This window comes from Methylibium sp., from assembly GCF_031393925.1.
GTDB lineage: Bacteria > Pseudomonadota > Gammaproteobacteria > Burkholderiales > Burkholderiaceae_C > Methylibium.
Genome location: NZ_JANMWL010000183.1, coordinates 1 through 21879 on the forward strand (window position 1 = coordinate 1; position 21879 = coordinate 21879).

Annotated in this window: 22 protein-coding genes and 1 pseudogene; 1 reads left to right on the top strand and 22 read right to left on the bottom strand. The window is 66.1% G+C overall.

Annotated features, from left to right (window positions below; all coding sequences use genetic code 11):
* The 5 genes from gltX to RMO12_RS10150 form a co-directional block, all read right to left on the bottom strand.
* A partial coding sequence (gene gltX / locus RMO12_RS10130; protein ID WP_309639196.1) for a glutamate--tRNA ligase occupies positions 1-973 on the bottom strand: 973 nt, incomplete at its 3' end.
* Between the two features lie 83 nt (positions 974-1056).
* Complete coding sequence (locus tag RMO12_RS10135; protein ID WP_309639197.1) at positions 1057-2298, bottom strand: O-succinylhomoserine sulfhydrylase; 1242 nt, start codon at positions 2296-2298, stop codon at positions 1057-1059.
* Positions 2298-3827, bottom strand: coding sequence for an amidophosphoribosyltransferase (gene purF / locus RMO12_RS10140; protein ID WP_309624550.1), 1530 nt, complete (start codon positions 3825-3827; stop codon positions 2298-2300). The genes RMO12_RS10135 and purF overlap by 1 nt, the downstream gene beginning before the upstream one ends.
* Positions 3828-3850: 23 nt before the next feature.
* On the bottom strand, positions 3851-4339 hold the full coding sequence (locus tag RMO12_RS10145) for a CvpA family protein (RefSeq protein WP_309639198.1): 489 nt from the start codon (positions 4337-4339) through the stop codon (positions 3851-3853).
* Positions 4340-4350: 11 nt separating this feature from the next.
* Positions 4351-4671: an SPOR domain-containing protein gene (locus RMO12_RS10150; protein ID WP_309639199.1), complete on the bottom strand. Its 321-nt coding sequence runs from the start codon at positions 4669-4671 to the stop codon at positions 4351-4353.
* Here RMO12_RS10150 and RMO12_RS10155 point away from each other — a divergent pair.
* Positions 4664-5116 carry a hypothetical protein gene (locus RMO12_RS10155; protein ID WP_309639200.1) on the top strand — a complete coding sequence of 151 codons (453 nt, stop codon included), beginning with the start codon at positions 4664-4666 and terminating at the stop codon, positions 5114-5116. The two genes, RMO12_RS10150 and RMO12_RS10155, sit on opposite strands and share 8 nt — an antisense overlap.
* Positions 5117-5234: 118 nt before the next feature.
* Here RMO12_RS10155 and folC read toward each other — a convergent pair whose 3' ends face one another.
* From folC to RMO12_RS10240, 17 genes and pseudogenes are all read right to left on the bottom strand, one after another.
* On the bottom strand, positions 5235-6557 hold the full coding sequence (gene folC, locus RMO12_RS10160; protein ID WP_309639201.1) for a bifunctional tetrahydrofolate synthase/dihydrofolate synthase: 1323 nt from the start codon (positions 6555-6557) through the stop codon (positions 5235-5237).
* 83 nt (positions 6558-6640) lie between these two features.
* Entirely contained in the window at positions 6641-7513 is an 873-nt protein-coding gene (gene accD / locus RMO12_RS10165) for an acetyl-CoA carboxylase, carboxyltransferase subunit beta (RefSeq protein ID WP_309639202.1), read from the bottom strand.
* Positions 7510-8328, bottom strand: a complete 819-nt coding sequence (gene trpA / locus RMO12_RS10170) for a tryptophan synthase subunit alpha (protein ID WP_309624611.1) — start codon at positions 8326-8328, stop codon at positions 7510-7512. Before trpA ends, accD begins: the two co-directional genes overlap by 4 nt.
* Positions 8325-9599, bottom strand: coding sequence for a tryptophan synthase subunit beta (gene trpB / locus RMO12_RS10175; protein WP_309639203.1), 1275 nt, complete (start codon positions 9597-9599; stop codon positions 8325-8327). The genes trpA and trpB overlap by 4 nt, the downstream gene beginning before the upstream one ends.
* 24 nt (positions 9600-9623) lie before the next feature.
* Entirely contained in the window at positions 9624-10271 is a 648-nt protein-coding gene (locus RMO12_RS10180; protein WP_309639204.1) for a phosphoribosylanthranilate isomerase, read from the bottom strand.
* Between the two features lie 8 nt (positions 10272-10279).
* On the bottom strand, positions 10280-11062 hold the full coding sequence (truA, locus tag RMO12_RS10185; RefSeq protein ID WP_309624084.1) for a tRNA pseudouridine(38-40) synthase TruA: 783 nt from the start codon (positions 11060-11062) through the stop codon (positions 10280-10282).
* 42 nt (positions 11063-11104) lie between these two features.
* A complete protein-coding gene (locus RMO12_RS10190; RefSeq protein WP_309639205.1) occupies positions 11105-13690 on the bottom strand; it encodes a FimV/HubP family polar landmark protein in 2586 nt (861 codons plus the stop codon).
* 231 nt (positions 13691-13921) lie between these two features.
* Entirely contained in the window at positions 13922-15067 is a 1146-nt protein-coding gene (gene asd, locus RMO12_RS10195; protein WP_309639206.1) for an aspartate-semialdehyde dehydrogenase, read from the bottom strand.
* Positions 15068-15124: 57 nt separating this feature from the next.
* Complete coding sequence (gene leuB / locus RMO12_RS10200; protein WP_309624564.1) at positions 15125-16204, bottom strand: 3-isopropylmalate dehydrogenase; 1080 nt, start codon at positions 16202-16204, stop codon at positions 15125-15127.
* Between the two features lie 5 nt (positions 16205-16209).
* Positions 16210-16503, bottom strand: a complete 294-nt coding sequence (locus RMO12_RS10205) for a hypothetical protein (protein ID WP_309624563.1) — start codon at positions 16501-16503, stop codon at positions 16210-16212.
* Positions 16504-16511: 8 nt separating this feature from the next.
* A complete protein-coding gene (gene leuD / locus RMO12_RS10210) occupies positions 16512-17156 on the bottom strand; it encodes a 3-isopropylmalate dehydratase small subunit (protein WP_309624562.1) in 645 nt (214 codons plus the stop codon).
* A gap of 5 nt (positions 17157-17161) precedes the next feature.
* Positions 17162-17299 carry an entericidin A/B family lipoprotein gene (locus tag RMO12_RS10215; RefSeq protein ID WP_309624561.1) on the bottom strand — a complete coding sequence of 46 codons (138 nt, stop codon included), beginning with the start codon at positions 17297-17299 and terminating at the stop codon, positions 17162-17164.
* A gap of 23 nt (positions 17300-17322) precedes the next feature.
* Positions 17323-18732 carry a 3-isopropylmalate dehydratase large subunit gene (gene leuC, locus RMO12_RS10220; protein WP_309639207.1) on the bottom strand — a complete coding sequence of 470 codons (1410 nt, stop codon included), beginning with the start codon at positions 18730-18732 and terminating at the stop codon, positions 17323-17325.
* 171 nt (positions 18733-18903) lie between these two features.
* Entirely contained in the window at positions 18904-20214 is a 1311-nt protein-coding gene (locus RMO12_RS10225; protein WP_309639208.1) for a citrate synthase, read from the bottom strand.
* 67 nt (positions 20215-20281) lie between these two features.
* Positions 20282-20566, bottom strand: a complete 285-nt coding sequence (locus tag RMO12_RS10230) for a succinate dehydrogenase assembly factor 2 (RefSeq protein WP_309624372.1) — start codon at positions 20564-20566, stop codon at positions 20282-20284.
* A 19-nt stretch (positions 20567-20585) separates the two neighbouring features.
* Complete coding sequence (locus RMO12_RS10235; protein WP_309639209.1) at positions 20586-21290, bottom strand: succinate dehydrogenase iron-sulfur subunit; 705 nt, start codon at positions 21288-21290, stop codon at positions 20586-20588.
* A 17-nt stretch (positions 21291-21307) separates the two neighbouring features.
* Positions 21308-21879: pseudogene (locus RMO12_RS10240) on the bottom strand (succinate dehydrogenase/fumarate reductase flavoprotein subunit); the annotation flags it as partial.

A 21879-nucleotide genomic window follows, 5' to 3' on the forward strand; every position in this document is an offset into this window, starting at 1 on the left:
ACTTCATGTGCTGGGCGTTGACCCAACGCAGCTTGGCTTCGTCGAACTGTCCGGCGCTCTTGCCCAGGTGGTCGAGGTTGAACCACTGCAGAAACTGCGCCCGCGAAAAGATTTCGTCGTCGCCGTGACTCCATCCGAGCCGAGCGAGGTAGTTGACGACGCCGTCGGCAAGAAAACCCTCGTCGCGATACTGCGTCACCGGTTTAGCGCCGTGGCGCTTGCTCATTTTCTCGCCCCGCTCGTTGAGCACGGTCGGCAGGTGCGCGTAGATGGGTGGCTCATGGCCGAGCGAGCGCAGGATGTGGATTTGCCGCGGCGTGTTGTTCACATGGTCGTCGCCGCGGATGACATGCGTGATCGCCATGTCGATGTCGTCAACGACCACGCAGAAGTTGTAGGTCGGTATGCCGATCGGGCCCACTCCGTCGGCGGCGGGTCGGGCGATCACGAGATCGTCGAGTTCGTCGTTGCTGAACTCAATGCGGCCCTTGACCTTGTCGTCCCAAGCCACGCTGCCGCCGACCGGCGACTTGAAGCGGATCACCGGCGCCACGCCCGCCGGCACCAGCGGCAGGCTCTTGCCCGCCTCCGGCCGCCAGGTGCCGTCGTAGCGCGGCTTCTGCCTGGCCTGCATCTGACGTTCGCGCAAGGCATCAAGCTCCGCGGTACTCATGTAGCAGCGATAAGCGAGCCCCTGCTCCAGCATCTCTTCCAGCACCTGCCGGTAGCGAGCCATGCGCTGCATCTGGAAGAGCGGTCCCTCGTCAGGGTCGAACCCGAGCCAGCGCATGCTCTCGAGAATGACGTCGACCGCTTCCTGGGTCGAGCGCTCGACATCGGTGTCTTCGATGCGCAGCACGAACACGCCACCCGTTGCGCGTGCGTAGGCCCAAGCGTAGAGCGCGGAGCGAATGTTGCCGAGGTGAATGAACCCGGTCGGCGACGGCGCGAAGCGCGTGCGGACGGTGCCCATCAGGGCGCCTTCGTGCTGCGCACTCCGGTCTTCGCCAAGGGCCACGCGAGCGGCCCCTTCGTGGCCCTGGCGACCGTGCGGACTCATGCGCCGAGCGTGTCGAGCCCGCGAGCCAGGTCGGCCTTCAGGTCTTCGAGATCGTCCAGGCCCACCGCGACGCGCACCATCCCTTGCGTAATGCCGGCGTCGAGCCGCTGTGCCTCGGTCAGCCGGCCATGCGAAGTGCTCGACGGGTGGGTGATGGTGCTTTTGGTGTCGCCTAGGTTGGCAGTGATGGAGCAGATGCGCGTGCTGTCGATGACATGAAACGCATTGCGGCGCGCCACCTCGGCATCCTCACCTCGCACGATGAACGACACCACCGCCCCGCCGCTGCCGTTTTGTTGTGCCATCGCCAGCTCATGCTGCGGATGCGACGGCAGGCCCGGGTAATAGACGCGCTCGGCGCCCGGGTGCGCTTCCAACCACTGCGCCAGCGCGAGCGCACGTTCGCTCTGCGCCGCCATGCGAATGCCCAGCGTCTCCAGGCCCTTGAGAACCACCCACGCGTTGAACGGCGACAGGCTCATGCCGGCGCTGCGCATCAACGGCATCAGCTTGTCGTCGACGATGCGCGCCGACCCACACACGGCACCGGCGATGACGCGGCCCTGTCCGTCGAGGTACTTGGTGCCCGAATGGACGATCAGGTCGGCGCCAAATTTCACCGGCTGTTGCAACGACGGAGAACAAAAGCAGTTGTCCACCGCCAGGAGTGCGCCCGCCTCATGTGCGACCTTCGCCAAAGCGGCGATGTCGCACACCTCGGTGAGCGGGTTGCTGGGCGTTTCGGCGAACAGCAGCTTGGTGGTCGGGCGCACCGCCGCACGCCAAGCCGACACATCGGTCTGCGACACGAAACTCGTCTGCACACCGAATTTCGCCAGTTCACCGCCGAGCAGCTTGATGGTCGAACCGAACACGCTTTGCGAACAAATCACGTGGTCGCCGGCCTGCAGCAGCCCCAGGCACAGCAGCAAGATGGCGCTCATGCCGCTGGAGGTGGCGATGCAGGCCTCGGTCCCTTCGAGCGCAGCGAGCCGACGCTCCATCATCATCACCGTCGGGTTCGAAAACCGCGAGTAAACAAATGCTTCTTCCTCGTTGGCAAACCGCGCCGCCGCTGTGGCTGCATCGGGATGCACAAAGCTGCTGGTGAGAAACAGCGCCTCGGAGTTCTCACCGTACTGGCTCGGCGGCAGACCTTCGCGCACCGCGATCGTGTCCAGACGCGCGTCAGCCGGAAGGTCAACGCGCGGCAGGCGCTTGGGTTCGTGGGCGGCCATCAGGACTCCGTCTCGCTTTGCAGCGCCAGGCGTGAAGCCAGTTCGCCGTCTTCCTCGAGCTGCAGCGGACGCTGCGCCGCGAGCATCTCGAAATCTTCGGCTGTCACGTCGCCGGTGACGTAGCAGCCATCGAAGCAAGAAGCCTCCAGACCCGCGAGCCTGGGATTTAGCGCGCGAATCACGCGCTTCATCGCGTCCACGTCCTGGTAGATCAAGGCGTCGGCACCGATGAACTGGCGGATCTCCTCGATGCTGCGGTCATGCGCGATGAGTTCGCCCTTGGTCGGCATGTCGATGCCGTAGACATTGGGGAATCGCACCGGCGGCGCGGCCGAGGCCATGTACACCTTGCGCGCGCCGGCCTCGCGCGCCATCTGCACGATCTCCTTGCTGGTGGTGCCGCGCACGATGGAATCGTCCACGAGCAGCACGTTGCGGTCGCGGAATTCAGCATTGATCGCGTTGAGCTTCTGGCGCACCGACTTCTTGCGCATGCCCTGCCCAGGCATGATGAAGGTGCGCCCGACATAGCGGTTCTTCACGAAACCCTCGCGATAGGGCTTGCCGAGTTTTTGCGCGACTTGCATCGCCGACGGCCGGCTCGATTCCGGAATGGGGATCACCACATCGATCTCCGAAGGCGGCATCGTCGAGACGATGCGCTGCGCCAGCGTCTCGCCCATGTTCAGTCGCGCCTGGTAGACCGAAATGCCGTCGATCACCGAGTCGGGCCGCGCCAGGTAGACGTACTCGAAAGCACAGGGATGTAGCGACGCATTAGAGGCGCACTGGCGCGCATGCACGCGCCCATCGAGATCGATGAACACCGCCTCGCCGGGCAGCACGTCGCGCACGAGCCGGTGGCCGGTGCCCTCGAGTGCGACCGATTCGCTGGCGACCATGACGCTGCGGCCATCGGGCCCGTCCGCCTCGCCCAGGCACAGCGGCCGAATGCCGTAAGGGTCTCTGAAGGCCAGCACGCCGTGGCCCGCAATCAGGCACACCACGGCATACGATCCGCGGATGCGCCGATGCACCGCCCCCACCGCCTTGAAGACCTCGTTGGCGGTGAGCGGCAGGTCGCGCGCCGCCTGCTCGAGTTCGTGCGCGACGACGTTGAGCAGCACCTCGGTGTCGCTCTCGGTGTTGAGGTGTCGTCGGTCCACCGCGAACAGCTCGCGCTTGAGCGCGTGCGCGTTGGTGAGGTTGCCGTTGTGTACCAGTACCAGGCCGAACGGCGCGTTCACGTAGAAAGGCTGGGCCTCCTCTTCGCTGTAGGCGTTGCCTGCCGTCGGATAGCGAACCTGGCCCAGGCCCACCGTGCCCGGCAAGGCGCGCATGTTGCGCGTGCGGAATACGTCGCGCACCATGCCGCGCGCCTTGTGCATGAAAAACTTGGTGCCGTTTGCGTCGGGACCGGCGGTCACGATGCCCGCTGCATCCTGACCACGGTGCTGCAGCAGCAGCAGGGCGTCATAGATCAACTGGTTGACCGGTGCATTGGAGATCACACCGACGATGCCGCACATGGACTACTCCTGGGGTGAACCATTCAGGCCCGCAAGTGCCGCGCCACCTCGGCGGGCAACAGGGGCTTGAGGCCGACGAGCATGATTTGTAGGCTGGCTGCGCCGTGCGAGTCGCGCCAACTGCGCGAATCTGCCAGCGGCGTCATGTCGATGGCCGTCACGACGACCAGCGCCACGAGCAGCCCGCGCGCCAAGCCAAACATCGCGCCGAAAAAACGGTCGAGCGAACTCAACGGCGACGCCTGAACCAGCTTCTTGACGAGCCATGCCACCAAGCTCCAGAGCACCAGTACGGCGACGAAGACGAGCACGAACGCGGCCGCGAGATTGAGCCCCGAGTCGGGCGCACCGATCGGCAGGCTGGGCGCGACAACCGCGCTTAACGCGTGCGCCAACACGTAGGCGACCACCCAGCCGAGCAGTGACATCACCTCGTACACCATGCCGCGCACCAGCCCGACCAGCACCGAGACCCCGATGACCGCGAGAAACGCCCAATCGACCCAGCCCACTTCCGACGCACTCACAGCGTCAGGACGGCCGAGCCGAGCCCCGCTTGCTTGAGCTGCGCAGCGGCCTTTTCGGCCTCGCCTCGCTCCGCATACGGACCCAGCCGCACGCGAATGCGTTTGCCGGCGGGCGTTTCGACCACCTGCGTGTAGGTCTTCAAGCCGAGCTTTTCGACGCGTGCTCGTGCCTCGCGTGCCAGATCGACCTCGCTGAAGGCACCGACCTGCACGACGAAGCGGCCGGACGCTTCGCTCGGGCGGGGTTCAGGGCTGATCGCTGCGGAGCGGCCTTCGAGGGCAGCACGGGCGCGCGCCGAATCGGCGATCTTGGGCACGACAGGCGGAACCTTCTCGATCGCCGGAGCGGGCTGCTTGTCGGCCGCGTTTGCCGCAGGCCGCTCCTCGGCCCTGGCCGCCGCTGGCTTGGCGGCGGGGGCGATTGCGGGCGTGGTCGGCGTCGCTGCGCGCGCGAAGTCCACGGCAGACTCGGTGATCATCGCGTCCCTGCTGGACTCGATCGCCGCGCTAGATGCCTTCGCGTTCGGTCGCACGGCAGGTACCGTGAGCGGCGGCAACGCGTCCTTGCGCGGAATGTCGATCGGGATGTCCACCGGCAGCGGTCTTGGGGCGGTGTCGAACAAGAGCGGCAAACCCACCACGCCCAGCAACACCAACAACGATGCGCCGATCAGGCGACGTCTCGCGCGCACGCGCGACGATCCGACGGAATCGCCCTCTGTAACCGGCGTCGTGGCCGGTGCCGCTGCGATCGTGCGTTGAAGGAAAGACAGCAGACCCATGCGAGGAGGCTTTCGGAGGCTTAGGAGCGGGTCGTTGCGGTGCGGTGCCGATCGCGCCTCTGCCGCTGCACGTCAACTCCAGGAGGGCAAGCAAGCCTTCAAGCCAAGTGTCTGGCCGCGCGGCGCGGTAGTCCGTCGGCGAGCACACCACCGACCGTAAAAAACGATCCGAACACAACGATTCTATCAGCCGGGTCGGCCGCATCGAGCGCTGCCAGCAGGGCCGTACGGGGCGCTGAATAGGTGCCGTGCGGCTCGTGCGGCGGCAGCGGCGCCAGCCCTGCGGGGCGTGCTGCCAGCGCCCGCGCATGCAGCGCGACAAGCTCTTCCACGCTGGCCGCGCGCGGCGTCGGCAGCGCGCTGAAGTACCAGCGGTCGACCAGCACCAGCATGCGCGCGAACATCGACTCGATGTCCTTGTCCTTCATCGCGCCGAACACTGCATGCGTTCGCGGGTGATAGCCCATCTGGTCAAGGTTGGCGGTCAATGTCGACACTGCGTGCGGGTTGTGCGCCACGTCGAGCACGAGCGTGGGCTCGCCCGGCACGATCTGGAAACGCCCCGGCAGCTCCACCATCGCCAAGCCGTTGCGCACTGCCTGCGCGGTGACCGGCAGGCGCGGCCGCATGGCCTCGAGCGCCGCGAGCACGCCCGACGCGTTGAGCAACTGGTTAGCACCCCTTAGCGCCGGATAGGCCAGTCCGTGGTGGCGCCTGGCGCGCCCGGCCCAGCCCCACTGCTGGGGGTCGCCCTGGAAGTTGAAGTCGATCCCGGCGCGCCACAGATCGGCGCCGATCTCGCGCGCTTGATCCAGCACACTGCGCGGCGGGAGCGGGTCGGCGACGATGGCCGGGCGACCGGGGCGCAGGATGCCCGCCTTCTCGCGACCGATCGATTCACGATCAGGGCCAAGATAGTCCATGTGATCAAGGTCGATGCTGGTGAGGATGGCGCAATCGGTGTCGATCAAATTGACGGCGTCCAGGCGCCCTCCGAGGCCCACCTCGAGCACCACCGCGTCCAGCTCAGCGCCCGCCAGCAGGCGCAGGATCACCAAGGTCGTGAACTCGAAATACGTGAGCGTCTCATCGGCGCGAGCCGCTTCCACCGCCGCAAAATGCGGCAGCAACTGGGCAGCCTCGATCACCTCGCCGTCGACGCGGCAGCGCTCCTCGAAATGCACCAAGTGCGGCGACGTGTAGACGCCAACCCGGTAGCCCGACGCCCGCAGGATCGCCTCGAGCATGGCGCAGGTCGATCCCTTGCCATTGGTACCGGCCACCGTGAACACGGGGCAAGCAAAGTCCACAGAGAGCCTGGCGCGCACGCGCTGCACGCGCTCGAGCGACAGGTCAATGGTCTTGGGGTGCAGCCGCTCGCAATGAGCCAGCCATTCGGCCAGCGTGGACGGTGTCGTCATGGAAAGCGATGGTACGGGGTGGATGATCGGGCCCGCAAAGCACGAGGGCGGCTTGCGCCGCCCTCGTGTACGGTCACCGATGTTCAGGCAATCGCGTCGGCGCTCTGTCGCTGCAGCATCGCGAGCAGGCGCGCAACAGTGGCGCGCAGCTCGCGCCGGTCGACGATCATGTCGATCGCCCCCTTGCTCAGCAGGAACTCGCTGCGCTGGAATCCTTCAGGCAATTTTTCGCGCACGGTGTTTTCGATCACGCGCGGGCCGGCAAAGCCGATCAACGCCTTGGGCTCGGCGATCACCACGTCGCCCATGAAGGCGAAGCCCGCCGACACGCCGCCCATGGTCGGGTCGGTGAGCACGCTGACGTAGGGGAGCTTCGCCTTGGCCAGCCGCGTGAGCGACGCGTTGGTCTTGGCCATCTGCATCAGGCTCAGAAGGCCCTCCTGCATGCGAGCGCCACCCGTGGCGGTAAAGCAGATGAACGGCGTCTTCTGGGCGATAGCCGCCTCGACGCCGCGCACGAAGCGCTCGCCGACCACCGAGCCCATCGAGCCGCCCATGAACTCGAACTCGAAGCAGGCCGCGATGATCGGCAGCGTGTGGACCGCGCCGCCCATCACGACCAGGGCGTCGGTCTCGCCGGTGGCTTCCATCGCCTGCTTCAAGCGCTCGGGGTACTTCTTACTGTCTTTGAACTTCAGCGGATCGACCGGCACCACTTCTTGCGCAAGCTCGTAGCGACCCTCGGGGTCGAGAAAAAGATCGAGCCGCGCGCGCGCACCGATGCGGTGATGGTGCGAGCAGCTCGGGCACACGTTGGCGTTTTGCTCAAGGTCGGTTTTGTAAAGCACCGTTTCGCAAGACGGGCATTTGATCCACAGGCCCTCGGGCACCGAGCGCCGCTCGGTCGGATCGGTCGGTTGAATCTTCGGCGGTAGCAGTTTCTCGAGCCAACTCATGGCTGCACTCCTTGGGCATGTTCGTCGAGCGCCTCTCGAACGGAGGCGATGAATTTGCGGCCGGCGTCGGCGACGCGATCGCGATCTTGCGTCTCCAGCAGTTGCACGATGCGCGAGCCAATCACTACCGCGTCGGCGACCTCGGCGAGCGCCTTGGCCGTCGCGGCGTCGCGAATGCCGAAGCCAACTCCGACGGGCACCGTCACATGCTGCCGGATGCGCGGCAGCATCTGCGCGACGGCCGCGGTATCGAGGTGCCCGGCGCCGGTCACGCCCTTGAGCGAAACGTAGTACACGTAGCCGCGCGCGATCCGCCCGACCTCCTTCATGCGTTGCTCGGTCGAGGTGGGTGCCAGCAGGAAGATGAGGTCGAGCCCGGCGTCGTGCAGCAGCGCGGCAAACGCCTCGCACTCCTCGGGCGGGTAATCGACCACGAGCACGCCGTCGACGCCGGCCTCCTTGGCGTCGATGACAAAGCGCTCGATGCCGTAGCGCTCGATCGGGTTGGCGTAACCCATCAGCACCACGGGCGTGCGGTCATTGACAGCGCGAAAGCCGCGCACCATTGCCAGCACCTGCAACATGCCGATGCCCTTGGCGAGCGCGCGCTCCGAAGCCTTCTGGATGACCGGGCCGTCGGCCATCGGGTCGGAAAACGGCACACCGAGTTCAATGACATCGGCGCCGGCCTCGGCCATGGCCAGCATGATCTCGACGCTGGCGTCTGCATACGGATCACCGGCCGTCACGTACGGGATCAGGGCGGTGCGACGCTGCTCATGCAAGGCGCGAAAAGTTGCTGCGATGCGGCTCATGGAGACACCCGCCGCACATTCACGAACGCTTCACCACCCTTGACGCTCTGGCCTTTGCACGACGGCCGGCAATAGAACTCGGCGCCCGACAAATCGGCGACGGTGCCGATGTCCTTGTCGCCACGACCGCTGAGGTTGACCAGCAAGTGCTGATCGGACCCGAGCGTCGGCGCGAGCTTCATGGCGTAAGCCACGGCATGGCTGGATTCGAGCGCCGGGATGATGCCTTCGGTGCGGCACAGGCGGTGAAAGGCGGCGAGCGCCTCGTCGTCGGTGATGCAGACGTATTCGGCACGGCCGATGTCCTTGAGGTAGGCGTGCTCGGGGCCGACGCCGGGGTAATCGAGACCGGCCGAAACGGAGTGCGTCTCGGTGATCTGGCCGTTGGCGTCCTGCAGCAAGTAGGTGCGGTTGCCGTGCAGCACACCGGGCGAGCCGGCCGTGAGCGACGCCGCGTGCTTGCCGCTCTCGAGACCTTGGCCCGCCGCCTCGACGCCGATCAGCCGCGTGCCTTCATGCGGGATGTAGGGATAGAAGATGCCCATCGCGTTGCTGCCGCCGCCCACGCAGGCGATCACCGCGTCGGGTTGGCGGCCAGTCATGGCCGGCATTTGCGTCAGGCATTCCTCGCCGATCACGCTCTGGAAGTCGCGCACCATCTCCGGGTAGGGCGCCGGGCCGGCCACCGTGCCGATGATGTAGAAGGTGTTCTCGACGTTGGTGACCCAGTCGCGCAAGGCCTCGTTGAGTGCGTCCTTGAGCGTCTTGCTGCCGCTTTCGACCGGCACCACCCTGGCGCCGAGCAAATGCATGCGGTACACATTGGGCGACTGGCGCAGCATGTCCGCGCTGCCCATGTAGACCACGCACTCCATGCCGTAGCGCGCGCAGATGGTGGCCGTCGCCACGCCATGCTGACCCGCACCGGTTTCGGCAATCACGCGCGGTTTGCCCATGCGCCGCGCGAGCAGTGCCTGGCCGATCGTGTTGTTGATCTTGTGCGCGCCGGTGTGATTCAAGTCCTCGCGCTTCAAGAAAATCTGTGCGCCGCCCAACTCACGGCTCAAGCGCGCTGCGTGGTAGACCGGGCTCGGTCGCCCGACAAAATGCGCGAGTTCGTGCTTGAACTCGGCCACGAACTCGGCGTCGTTGCGATAGTGGGCGTAGGCGGCCTTGAGCTCGTCGAGCGCATGGACCAGGGTCTCTGCGACGAAGCTGCCGCCGTAGGGGCCGAAGTGGCCCCGCGAATCGGGTTGCTGGTAGTTCAACATGGAGTCTGCAGAAGGAATCGGGTCTCAGGAGGTTGGCGCATGCGCCGCGATCCGAGCGTCGGCCTCGCGCACAACCTGGCAGAACCGGCGGATCGCTGCGGCATCCTTGATGCCCTTCGCGCTCTCGACGCCGGAACTCACGTCAACGGCCCAGGGCCGCACCTTCACCATCCCATCGGTCACGTTGACAGCATTCAACCCACCAGACAAAACGAGCCGATGGGGGACGCCGTGGGGAACGAGTGACCAATCGAAGACCTTTCCGCCGCCGCCGTAGCCCTGCACATGTGCGTCGAGCACAAGGCCCTGGGCATCGGCATATTGCCTCGCAAAGTCTAACAAATCGAAACCGCGCGTCATGCGCGCTGCGCGCACGTAGGGTCGGCCGTAGGACGCGCAATCGGTGGGCATCTCGTCACCGTGAAATTGGAGCAGCACCGCGGGCAGCGCAGCGCAGGCAGCCTCGACCTCGGCGCGCGTGGCGTTGACGAACAGTGCCACCGGCGTCACGAAAGCCGGCAGCCTCCTGGCCAGCACCGCGGCGCGCTCGAGGCTCACGGCACGCGGGCTGTGCGCATAAAGAACCAGACCGATCGCGTCGGCGCCCGCCGCCACGGCGGCGTCGACATCCACCTCGCGGGTCAGCCCGCAGATCTTGATGCGCGTGCGCATGGAGTGGTTCAGGGCAGCCAGTCGAAGGCAGCAGTCCGCTCAGGGAGCGCGAAGGCAGCATCGTAGTTCGGTCCGAGGAAATACAGGCCATCAGGGGCGAAGGTCGGCGCGGCCAGTCGGCGCTCGCGCATTGCCAGCACCTGCGCCAGCCACTCGGGCGTGCACGTTCCCTGACCCACTGCAAGCAGGCTGCCCATCACGTTGCGGATCATGTGATGAAGAAAGGCATTGCCCTCGAAGTCAAAACGCCAGTAGGCGCCATGGCGTGCGATGTCGATGCGGCGCAGCGTTCTCACCGGGCTGGCGGCCTGACATTCGGAGGAGCGAAAGGCGCTGAAATCGTGTTCGCCGAGCAGGTGTGCCGCGGCCTGGCGCATGGCGCCGTCGTCAAGCGCGCGGAACACCCATCCGGCTTGCCCCGCCTCCAACGCCGGGCGCACCGGCGACTCGAGCAACACGTACGTATAGCGGCGACCCCGGGCGCCGTTGCGCGCGTGAAAGCGCTCATCGACAGGCCGGCACCACTGCACCGCGATGTCACGGGGCAGATAGCGGTTGGTGCCGCGAACCCAGGAAAAGGCATCACGCGCGACGTCGGTGTCGAAGTGCACTACCTGGTTGAGCGCGTGGACGCCGGTGTCGGTACGCCCCGCGCACATCGTTCGCACGGGGCGGTTCGCAAATTTGGAGAGCGCAGCCTCGAGCCGGTCTTGCACCGTCTGGCCGCTCGGCTGGCTTTGCCATCCGAGATAGCCGGTGCCGCGATAGCTCAGGCCGAGGGCCACACGCATGGCCCGACGCCAACGTCAACGGGTTGCGCGAAATGCGAGCGGTCAGCCCAGGTCCTTGAGCATGCCCTGGGCCTTGGACTTGAGCGTGCCGCCCGACTGGGCGATCACTTCCTGCAGCAAGTCGCGGGCGCCCTCGACGTCGCCAATCTGGCGGAACTCCTCGGCCAGTTCGAGCTTGCGCGCCAGACTCTCGTCGCCGTCGAAGTCACCGCTCGAATCAAAATGAGCCAGGTCGGGCAGTGCAGCGGAACGGGGCTCGGTTGGCGCGGCATAGGGTTCATCCAGATCCAGCGAAGGCAGGTCGAACTCGAACGTCGCCGGCATGGGACTTGGCGCTGCCGCGACGGGTGCCATCGGCTGGGTGCGTACGGACGAGATGTACGTCGCGTCGTCGTCGAATGAGCCCGGCACCGACACGTTCAGGTCGAGGTCGACAGCCGGGTCCTGTTGCTCGACTCGAGCGAGCTGCGATGCGTATTGCGACGGCGACGGCAGCACCGATTGCGGCATCGTGCTGGCGCCGAGCGCCTCGGCCACCGCACCGCCATCGGAGAGCATGCCCTCGGGCCGTCCCCCGGGCTGGTACATAGGGTGGTCTGCATCGATCCCGGCGCCGAGTTGCTGCGCACGTTCCCAGTCCTCACCCTCGCCGCCCGTCAATGTGTAGAGCTGCGTGGCCAGGAGTTCGTAGCCCTTGGTGTCGCGGCGCTTGGCGTAGACCTCGAGCAGCTTCAGACGAATCGCCATGCGGTCAGGGTTGGACCGCATCGCCTCCTTGAGGATCTCTTCGGCCTGGAGATCACGACCGTAAGCGAGGTAAACGTCCGCCTCGGCGACGGGATCGACGTCGCCGATGGCATCGAGTTGACTCAACGAATAGCTCATCGACGACGGCACGCCGGTCGCGTCACGCGTGTCGACGCGCTGGCCACCACTGGCGCCGAAGAACGAATCCGGCTGCAGTCGGCTCTCCAGGAACGAGGTTTCACCGCTGTCACGCTTGCCCTGGCGCAAGCGGTAGATGCCGAATCCCGCCAGCAGCGCCGCCAACACAGCGGCAGCGGGCAAGAGCAGCGGACTCTCCAGGACCGTATCCAAGAAACCCGGGTGCTCCTCTGCACCCGGAGAAGCCGCCGGTGTCGCGCTGGCAGCTTCAGCCGAAGGCGTTGCGTCGGGCGACGCGCTTGCAATCGCAGTCTCAGCGGCGGCGGAGGCGGGGGCTGCGGTCACTGCAGCCGCAGGACCGGACGCCGGAGCGGGCGCACTGGCGCCGGCCGCCGGTGGCGGTGCGGCGGCAACGGTTGGGGCAGGCGGCGCACTCGGCACTGCAACCGGTGCGGGTGCGGGTGCGGGTGCGGGTGCGGGTGCGGGTGCCGACGCAGCTGTCGCTGACGCGCCGGCGACGGCAACGCCGCCCGCCTTGGAAGCCGCAGTCGTCGGCGCGGCGGTGGATGTCGCGCCCTGGAGTTTTTTCAACTCTTCGACGTTCTTCGAAAGTTCGGCGACGCGCGTCGAGCTGTCCTTCTGCTGCCTGCCCTTGGTCAGCGTGTCGTCCGCGCCGGTCTTCCCGGCAGCGGCGGCACCCTTGCTCAGCGTCAGTTTGTCGGGCGCCACAGCAGCGGTCGTCTTGCGGTCCTGCACTTGCGCCTGCACTTTGCCGCTCGCGGCGCGGCTGCTCTCTGCGGCGGGAACGGTCGGCACGCCGCCCGCGAGCTTTTCGCGGTAGGCGCCGAAGTCGGCGCTTTGCGCCTGGATCACTTGGCGCGCTTCGGACGGTGTCACGGCCGTTGCGAGTTCGGCGCTCGGCACGTGCAACACGGCCCCGGCCTTGAGCCGGTTCATGTTGTTGCCGAGGAATGCGTCGCCATTGTTGCGATACAGCGCGACCAACATCTGGTCGAGCGACACACCGGGCCGCTGGGCGCGCCCGGCAATGCCGAACAGCGTGTCGCCGCGCTGCACGCGGTAGTCATCGGCCCCGATGGACGCAGACGCCGCAGCAGATCGCGGGGTGGGGGCCGTTGCAGGCACAGGCGCGGCGGCCGATGGCCGCGGCGCACTGACGACCGCAGGCGCCGGTGTCGAGGCAGGCACTGATGCCGGGGCTGTGCTCAACGGCTGCGCTGATGACGGCGCCGGCGAGATGGCGAGCGGATCGGGCACTGGCGCCGCAGCGGGTGCGCGCGCCGACGCAGGCGGGTCAAGCAACAGCGTGAACTCACGCATCAGGCGACCCGAAGCCCAGTTCAACTCGAGAATCACGTCAACGAACGGCTCTTGCACCGCCCGGTCGCCGGTGAGCCGCAAGTAAGGACGCCCGTCCGGCCGGCGCTGCAGGGTCACGCTGGTGGAGGCAAGCGCGGCGTTGTAATCGACCCCGGAACTACGGTACGTATCGGGGGCTGCCACCTTGACCTTCAGGCTCGCCGCTTCTTCCGCAGACAGTGCCGTGACATCGATCTCGGCCCTCAACGTCTCGCCCAGCGCCGACTGCACCGTAAGTCGGCCCAAGCCGAGCGCCGCAGCGTCGAATGGCAGCATCGCTGAGAACACCAGCGCCGCTGCGGCGAAGGCGTTCAAGTTAGAGGGCGAGCGCAAGCTTGCGGCGCGGTTGATACGTGGTTTCAAGGCGTCTCCCAAATACAAGCTCCGAGCATCTGCCAGACGCTACGAAGCACCCCTCAATTGGACAGTGTTTGGTCGTGCCGACCAGGGCACACACAGAGGAAATTACAATAACATCAGGCAGATACGTTGACAAGCTCAAGCTTCGCGTGATATTGATCCCATCGCATTGCATTCCGATCCCAAGCTGCCTTCGTTGTCCTTGTGCAACGCATTCGCGCCCCGCATCAGGGCTCAGGCTTCAAGCAGGATGCGCAACATGCGACGCAAGGGTTCGGCCGCGCCCCACAGGAGCTGATCACCAATGGTGTAGGCGCCCAGATACTGCGGACCCATCGCCAGCTTGCGAACACGCCCGACAGGAATCGTCATCGTCCCGCTGACGGCCACCGGCGTCAGGTCGGTGAGAGTCGATTCGCGCGTGTTGGGCACGAGCTTGACCCAGTCGTTGTCGCCGGCGATCAAGGCCTCGACGTCGGCCAATGGCACATCCTTATTGAGCTTGAAGGTCAGCGCCTGGCTGTGGCAGCGCATCGTGCCGACGCGCACGCAAAAGCCATCGACCGGGATCGCGGCGCTGCCGAAGCCGGCACCGATGCCCAGGATCTTGTTGGTCTCGGCGCCGCACTTCCACTCTTCACGGCTCGTGCCATTGCCGAGGTCCTTGTCGATCCACGGAATCAGCGAGCCGCCGAGCGGCGCGCCGAAGTGCTGTATCTCGCCCATCGACATGCCGCGCTGGCGCTGGGTGACGAGCCGGTCGATCTCGAGGATCGCGCTCTTGGGATCGTCGAGCAGCGCGCGCACGTCGGCATTGAGCGTGCCGAACTGCGTGAGCAACTCGCGCATGTGCTGCGCGCCGCCACCCGATGCCGCCTGGTAGGTCATGGAGCTCATCCACTCGACCAGCCCCGCTTTGAACAGCGCGCCCACGCCCATCAGCATGCAGCTGACCGTGCAGTTGCCACCGATCCAGTTGCGTCCGCCCTCGCCCAGGGCCTTCTGGATGACAGACAGGTTGACCGGGTCAAGGACGATGACGGCGTCGTCGTTCATGCGCAAGGTCGAAGCCGCGTCGATCCAGTGACCCTTCCAGCCGGTCGCGCGCAGTCGTGGAAACACCTCGCTCGTGTAATCGCCGCCCTGCGCAGTGATGACGATGTCGCAGCGCGCAAGCGCAGCGACATCGCGTGCGTCGTGCAGCACGACCTCGTTTTTCGCCAGATCGGCCAGCCAAGCCGGCAGCTTGCCGCCCGCACTGCTGGTGCTGAAGAACACCGGCTCGATCAGCGCGAAATCGCCCTCGGCGCGCATGCGCTCCATCAGCACGGAGCCCACCATGCCGCGCCAACCCACCAAACCCACCACCGTCGTTGCCATGTCGCTCTCTCGTTCGCTCGAAAATAAAATGTCGCTGCGGACAGTGCGACTTGCGCCTCAGTGCTGCGCCGCAAGGGCGGCGACCACGGCGGCACCCATCGCCCGGGTGCCGACCTTGCTGTCGCTCGCGCGGGCAATGTCGGCCGTGCGCAGTCCGGCCTCGAGCACCGCCAGCACGGCGCGCTCGATGCGCGTCGCCGCTTCGGCCTGGTTCAAGCTGTAGCGCAGCATCATCGCTGCGCTGAGGATGGTGGCCAGCGGATTGGCGACGCCCTTGCCGGCGATGTCGGGCGCACTGCCGTGGCTGGGTTCGTACAGGCCCTGGTTGTTAGCGTTGAGCGACGCGCTCGGCAACATACCGATCGATCCCGTCAGCATGGCCGCCTCGTCCGAAAGAATGTCACCGAACATGTTGCCGGTGACGATGACGTCGAACTGCTTGGGCGCCTTGACCAACTGCATCGCGGCGTTATCCACGTAGAGATGATCGAGCATCACGTCGGGGTACTCCGCATGCACCTCGCTCACCACGTCTTTCCAGAATTGAAACGTCTCCAGCACGTTGGACTTGTCCACGCTGGTGAGCTTGTTGCCGCGCTTGCGAGCGGCCTGAAACGCGACGTGCGCGATGCGCTCGATCTCGGGACGGCTGTAGCGCATCGTGTCGAAGGCTTCCTCGGCGCCAGGGAAGTGGCCGTCGGGTGCGGCGCGCCGGCCGCGCGGCTGGCCGAAGTAGATGTCGCCGGTCAGTTCGCGGATGATGAGGATGTCCAGCCCCGCCACCAGTTCGGGCTTCAGGCTCGATGCATGCGTGAGCTGCGGGTAGCAGATCGCCGGGCGAAAGTTGGCGAACAGGCCCATCGCCTTGCGCAGGCCGAGGATGGCCTGCTCGGGACGCAGTGCGCGCTCGAGCCGGTCGTACTTCCAGTCGCCGACAGCGCCGAACAGCACCGCGTCGGCCGCCTTGGCCAGCGCGAGCGTCGAGGCGGGCAGCGGGTGGCCTGCTGCTTCATACGCCGCCCCGCCAACCGGCGCACGCTCGAACTCGAAGCGCAGGTCCAGCGCACGCAGCACCGCGAGCGCTTCGTCGACGATCTCGGGGCCAATGCCGTCGCCCGGCAACACAGCGATCTTCATCCTGGTCAATCCTTATCGCAGTGCGTGGCGCGCAAGACCAGCGCCTTCTCGCACACCTTGAACACCACGTAAAACGCCGCGGCGGCGTAGCCATAGACGGCCAGCTCGGCGAGTTGCGCGAGCGCGCCCTCGCGCACCGCATCGAGCCCGTGCTCCGCCAGAAAACGCAGGTTGGCCTGCAACACGCCCACCAGATTGAGCGAAGCGATGCCAAACAGCACGAAGCTCGCGCCCATGATCAGGAGCGCCAGCCACCAGTGACGCAGCAGCAGGCGAAAGACGCGCGTTTGCCCGGCCATGCCCGCCGCTAGATCGTGTGCGCGAGCCAGGGCTTGCGCAACAGCCGCTCGGCCTCGAAGCTGCGAATCAAGTCGGCATGGCGCAAGGTAAGGCCAATGTCGTCGAGCCCACCGAGCAGGCAGTGCTTGCGAAACGGCTCGACCTCGAACGGGAGCTCGCTGCCATCGGGCTCGACGATGACTTGGCGCTCCAGGTCGATCGTGAGCGTGTAGCCGGGGAACGCCGCCGCGTCGTCGAACAGCCGTGCGACGAGGTTGTCGGCCAGCGCGATCGGCAACAACCCGTTCTTGAAGCAGTTGTTGTAGAAGATGTCGGCGAAGCTCGGCGCGATGAGGGCACGAAAACCGTACTGATCCAATGCCCAGGGGGCATGTTCGCGGCTCGAACCACAGCCGAAGTTCTTGCGCGCCAGCAGCACGGACGCGCCGAGGTAGCGCGGCTGGTTGAGTACGAAGTCGGGGTTGGGTTGGCGCGCGGCCGGGTCCTGGCCCGGCTCGCCGTGGTCGAGGTAGCGCCACCCGTCGAACAAGTTAACGCCGAATCCGCTGCGCTTGATCGACTTCAGGAACTGCTTGGGAATGATGGCGTCGGTGTCGACGTTCTCACGGTCGATCGGCGCAACCAGGCCGGTGTGGATGCGAAAGGCTTGCATGGCACTCACTTCTTTTGAACCGCGGCGCCTTCGATTTTCTCGCCGGTCTTTTTCATGTCCTTGCCGAAGCCTTCCATGGTGTTGCAAGCCGCGAGCCACAGCGCGCAGCAAACGGTGATCACGGCAATGGTGGTGTGCTTCATCAAGAGTCCCTCCTCGTTGTGCTTCAGGCGAGGCGCCGGACGTCGACAAAGTGTCCCTGCAGCGCAGCCGCGGCGGCCATGGCGGGGCTCACCAGGTGCGTGCGCCCACCGGCACCCTGGCGGCCCTCGAAATTGCGGTTGCTGGTCGAGGCGCAACGTTCGCCCGGCTCGAGCCGGTCGGCGTTCATCGCCAAGCACATCGAACAGCCCGGTTCGCGCCATTCAAAGCCGGCCGCCTTGAACACGGCGTCCAGCCCTTCGCGCTCGGCCTGCTCCTTCACCAGCCCGGAGCCCGGCACCACCAGCGCCAGCTTCACGTTGGCGGCGATGCGACCGCCCATGCGGCGCACCACCGCCGCCGCCTCGCGCAAGTCTTCAATGCGCGAGTTGGTGCAGGAGCCGATGAAAACCTTGTCGATGCGGATGTCGGTGATGGCCCGATTAGGTTCGAGCGCCATGTAGGCCAGCGCCCGCTCCATCGCGCCGCGCTTGCCGGCATCCTTCTCGCGGTCGGGGTCAGGCACGCGGTCGGTCACGGGCAGCACCATCTCGGGCGAGGTTCCCCAAGTGACCTGGGGTGCGATCGCGGCCGCGTCCAACACGACAACGCGGTCGAAGAGCGCGTCGGGGTCCGATTGCAGCGTGCGCCAGTACGTGACTGCCTGCTCCCATTCCAGGCCCGTCGGCGAAAGCGGTCGGCCCTTGACGTAGCGGATCGTCGTGTCGTCCACCGCCACCATGCCGGCCCGCGCACCGGCCTCGATGGCCATGTTGCATACCGTCATGCGGCCTTCCATGCTCAGCGCGCGAATGGCCGCACCGCCGAACTCGATGGTGAAGCCGGTACCGCCGGCCGTGCCGATCGTGCCGATGATGGCCAGCACGATGTCCTTGGCGCTGCAGCCCTTGCCCAGCACGCCGTCGACGCGCACGAGCATGTTCCTGGCCTTCTTGGCCAGCAGCGTCTGCGTAGCCAGCACGTGCTCGACCTCGCTCGTGCCGATGCCGTGCGCGAGCGCACCGAAGGCGCCATGCGTGCTGGTGTGCGAGTCGCCGCACACCACCGTCATGCCCGGCAGCGTGGCGCCCTGCTCCGGGCCGATGACGTGGACGATGCCCTGGCGGCGATCGTTCATCTTGAACTGCGTGATGCCCAGGCGGTCGCAGTTGGCGTCGAGTGTGTCGACCTGCAAGCGCGACACCGGGTCGGCAATGCCCTGCGAGCGGTCGGTGGTGGGCACGTTGTGGTCGCTCACCGCCAGGTTGGCCGAGAGGCGCCAGACCTTGCGGCCGGACTGGTCCAAGCCCTCGAAAGCCTGCGGGCTCGTGACTTCGTGGACCAGGTGCCGGTCGATGTAGAGCACGGTGGTGCCGTCGTCCTCGGTGCGAACGACGTGTTCATCCCACAGCTTGTCGTAGAGAGTGCGGCCCATGTGCTGCTTGCTCGCGCGGTCGAAACCGTAATTTTAAGGCGTCGCGCAGCCGCCTTCGCGGGGCGCGCCCAGGATTAGGGGCCGCGCTGGCACCGCGCCCTCACAAACGATCTTCGCCATCGGCGGCTACGCAGGCCATTCGCGGGACAGGCGCTCGCGCGCCACGATGTTTTAGCGTTGCGCGAGCGGCTTCACGTTGCGCTGCGTCGCGCCGATGAAGAGCTGACGCGGGCGGCCGATCTTGTATTCCGAGTCGCTGATCATCTCGTTGAGCTGCGCGATCCAGCCGACCGTGCGCGCCAGCGCGAAGATCGCGGTGAACAGCGACACCGGAATGCCGATCGCGCGCTGCACGATGCCCGAGTAGAAGTCGACGTTCGGGTAGAGCTTGCGCGAGACGAAATAGTCGTCCTCCAGGGCGATCTTCTCGAGCGCCATTGCCAGCTTGAACAGCGGGTCGTTCTGCAGTCCCATTTCGCTCAGTACCTCGTGGCAGGTTTCGCGCATGAGCTTGGCGCGCGGGTCGTAGTTCTTGTAGACGCGGTGCCCGAAGCCCATCAGCTTGACGCCGGAGTTCTTGTCCTTCACCTGTGCGATGAAGTCACCGATCTTCTCGATACCACCCATTTTCTGGATGTCCTCGAGCATCTTGAGCGCCGCCTCGTTGGCGCCGCCGTGCGCCGGGCCCCACAGGCACGCCACGCCGGCCGCGATCGCCGCAAACGGATTGGTGCCGGAGCTTCCGCACAGCCGCACCGTCGAGGTCGAAGCGTTTTGCTCGTGGTCGGCGTGCAGGATGAAGATGCGGTCCATCGCGCGCACCAGCACCTCGTTGGGCTGGTACTCCTCGCAAGGCGTGGCGAACATCATGCGCATGAAGTTGGCGGTGTAGCTCAGATCGTTGCGCGGGTACATGTAGGGCTGCCCGACCGAGTACTTGTAGGCCATCGCCACCAGCGTGGGCATCTTGCCGATCAGCCGAATCGCCGCCGTGGCGCGGTGCTCGGGGTCCTGGATGTCGGTCACGTCGTGATAGAAGGCCGACAGCGCCCCGACCAGCCCGGTGAGCACCGCCATCGGATGCGCGTCGCGCCGGAATCCCCGCATGAAGAACTGCATCTGTTCGTTGACCATGGTGTGCTTGGTCACCTGCTTGTCGAAGGTGCTGCGCTGCGCCACGTTGGGCAGTTCGCCGTTGAGCAGCAGGTAGCAGGTGTCGAGGAAATCGCACTTCTGCGCCAACTGCTCGATCGGGTAGCCGCGGTAAAGCAGCTCGCCCTTGTCACCGTCGATGTAGGTGATGGCCGACTGGCAGGCCGCCGTGCTCAGGAAGCCCGGGTCGTAGGTGAACATGCCGGTCTGCGCGTAGAGCTTCCTGATGTCGATGACGTCTGGCCCGACGCTGCCCGAGTAGATGGGCAGCTCCATGCTCGGGCTGCCGTCGGAAAACGACAGCGTGGCTTTGACGTTGGACGGTGTCATGGCAATTTCCTTCGGATGAAGCTATTTAAAAAACAAAAATCACGGAGAACGGGAAAGCCGGTGCGCCTCAGGCCGCGGCCCGTGCGCGCAACTGCTCCAACACCAGACGCACCTCGGGCCGATCGAGCGTGGCCTCGGGCTGCACGCGCGCGAACAGCAGGTCGAGCAGGTCGTTGTCGGCCAGCTCCATCAGCGCCTCCAGGCCGACCGCCTGGCGCAGCGTCAGGCGATCGGCATACCGGGCGAAGAAGCGCTCGATGAACAGGTCGTTCTCGAGCAAGCCGCGGCGGCAGCGCCAGCGCAGCTTGCTCAACGCTGCGGGTGCGAGCAGTTCGTCGACAACGGCGTCCATGAGAGTCGATGCGCCGCGCTCACACCGCGCGGCGAACCATCAGTTCCTTGATCTTGCCGATCGCCTTGGTGGGGTTAAGGCCCTTGGGACAGACGTCGACGCAGTTCATGATGGTGTGGCAGCGAAACAGCCGGTACGGATCTTCCAGGTCGTCCAGGCGCTCGCCGGTGCCTTGGTCGCGGCTGTCGGCAATGAAGCGGTAGGCCTGCAGCAGCCCGGCCGGGCCGACAAACTTGTCGGGGTTCCACCAGAAGCTCGGGCACGCGGTCGAGCAGCTCGCGCACAGGATGCATTCGTACAGGCCGTTGAGCTCGTCACGCTCCTCGGGCGACTGCAGCCGCTCCTTTTCGGGCGGCGGGTCGTCGTTGACGAGGTAGGGCTTGATCGAGTGGTACTGCTTGAAGAACTGCGTCATGTCGACGATCAGGTCGCGGATCACCGGCAAGCCAGGCAAGGGCTTGAGCACGATGGTGCCCGGCAGCGTGCGCATGTTGGTCAGGCAGGCCAAGCCGTTCTTGCCATTGATGTTCATCGCATCGGAGCCGCACACGCCTTCGCGGCAGGAGCGCCGAAACGACAGCGTGGGGTCCACCGCCTTGAGCTTGCCCAGTGCGTCAAGCAGCATGCGCTCGGAGCCGTCGAGCTCGACCTCGAGGCTCTGCATGCGCGGCTTGTCGCCGCTGTCGGGGTCGTAGCGGTAGATCTGGAACGTGCGCTTACTCATCGCTTCTCCTGCGCCTCTCAGAACGTACGGACCTTCGGCGGGATGGACTCCACCGACATCGGTTTGAGATTGACCGGCTTGTAGTCGAGCCGGTTGCCCTCACTGAACCACAGCGTGTGCTTCAGCCACGCCGCGTCGTTGCGGCCGTTGGGGTGCTCGGGTGTGTCGGCGTAATCGTTGACGGAGTGCGCGCCACGACTTTCCTTGCGCGCGGCGGCCGAAACGATGGTCGCCTGCGCCGCCTCGATCAGGTTCTGCACTTCAAGCGCCTCGACGCGCGCGGTGTTGAAGACCTTGGATTTGTCGGCCAGCGCGATGCCCTTGACGCGCTCGGCGATCGCGGCGATTTCGCTGACGCCCGCGTCGAGCATGGCCTGCGTGCGAAACACGCCGGCATGCCGTTGCATCGAGTTGCGGATGTCGCCCGCAACGTCTTGCGCATACTCGCCGCCGGTCGTGCCGTCCAGGCGCGCCAGGCGAGCCAGCGTGCGGTCGGCGGCATCGGCAGGCAGCGCCTTGTGGGCCTTGTTCTTCTGATTGAATTCGACGATGTGGTTGCCCGCCGCGCGGCCGAACACCAGCAGGTCGA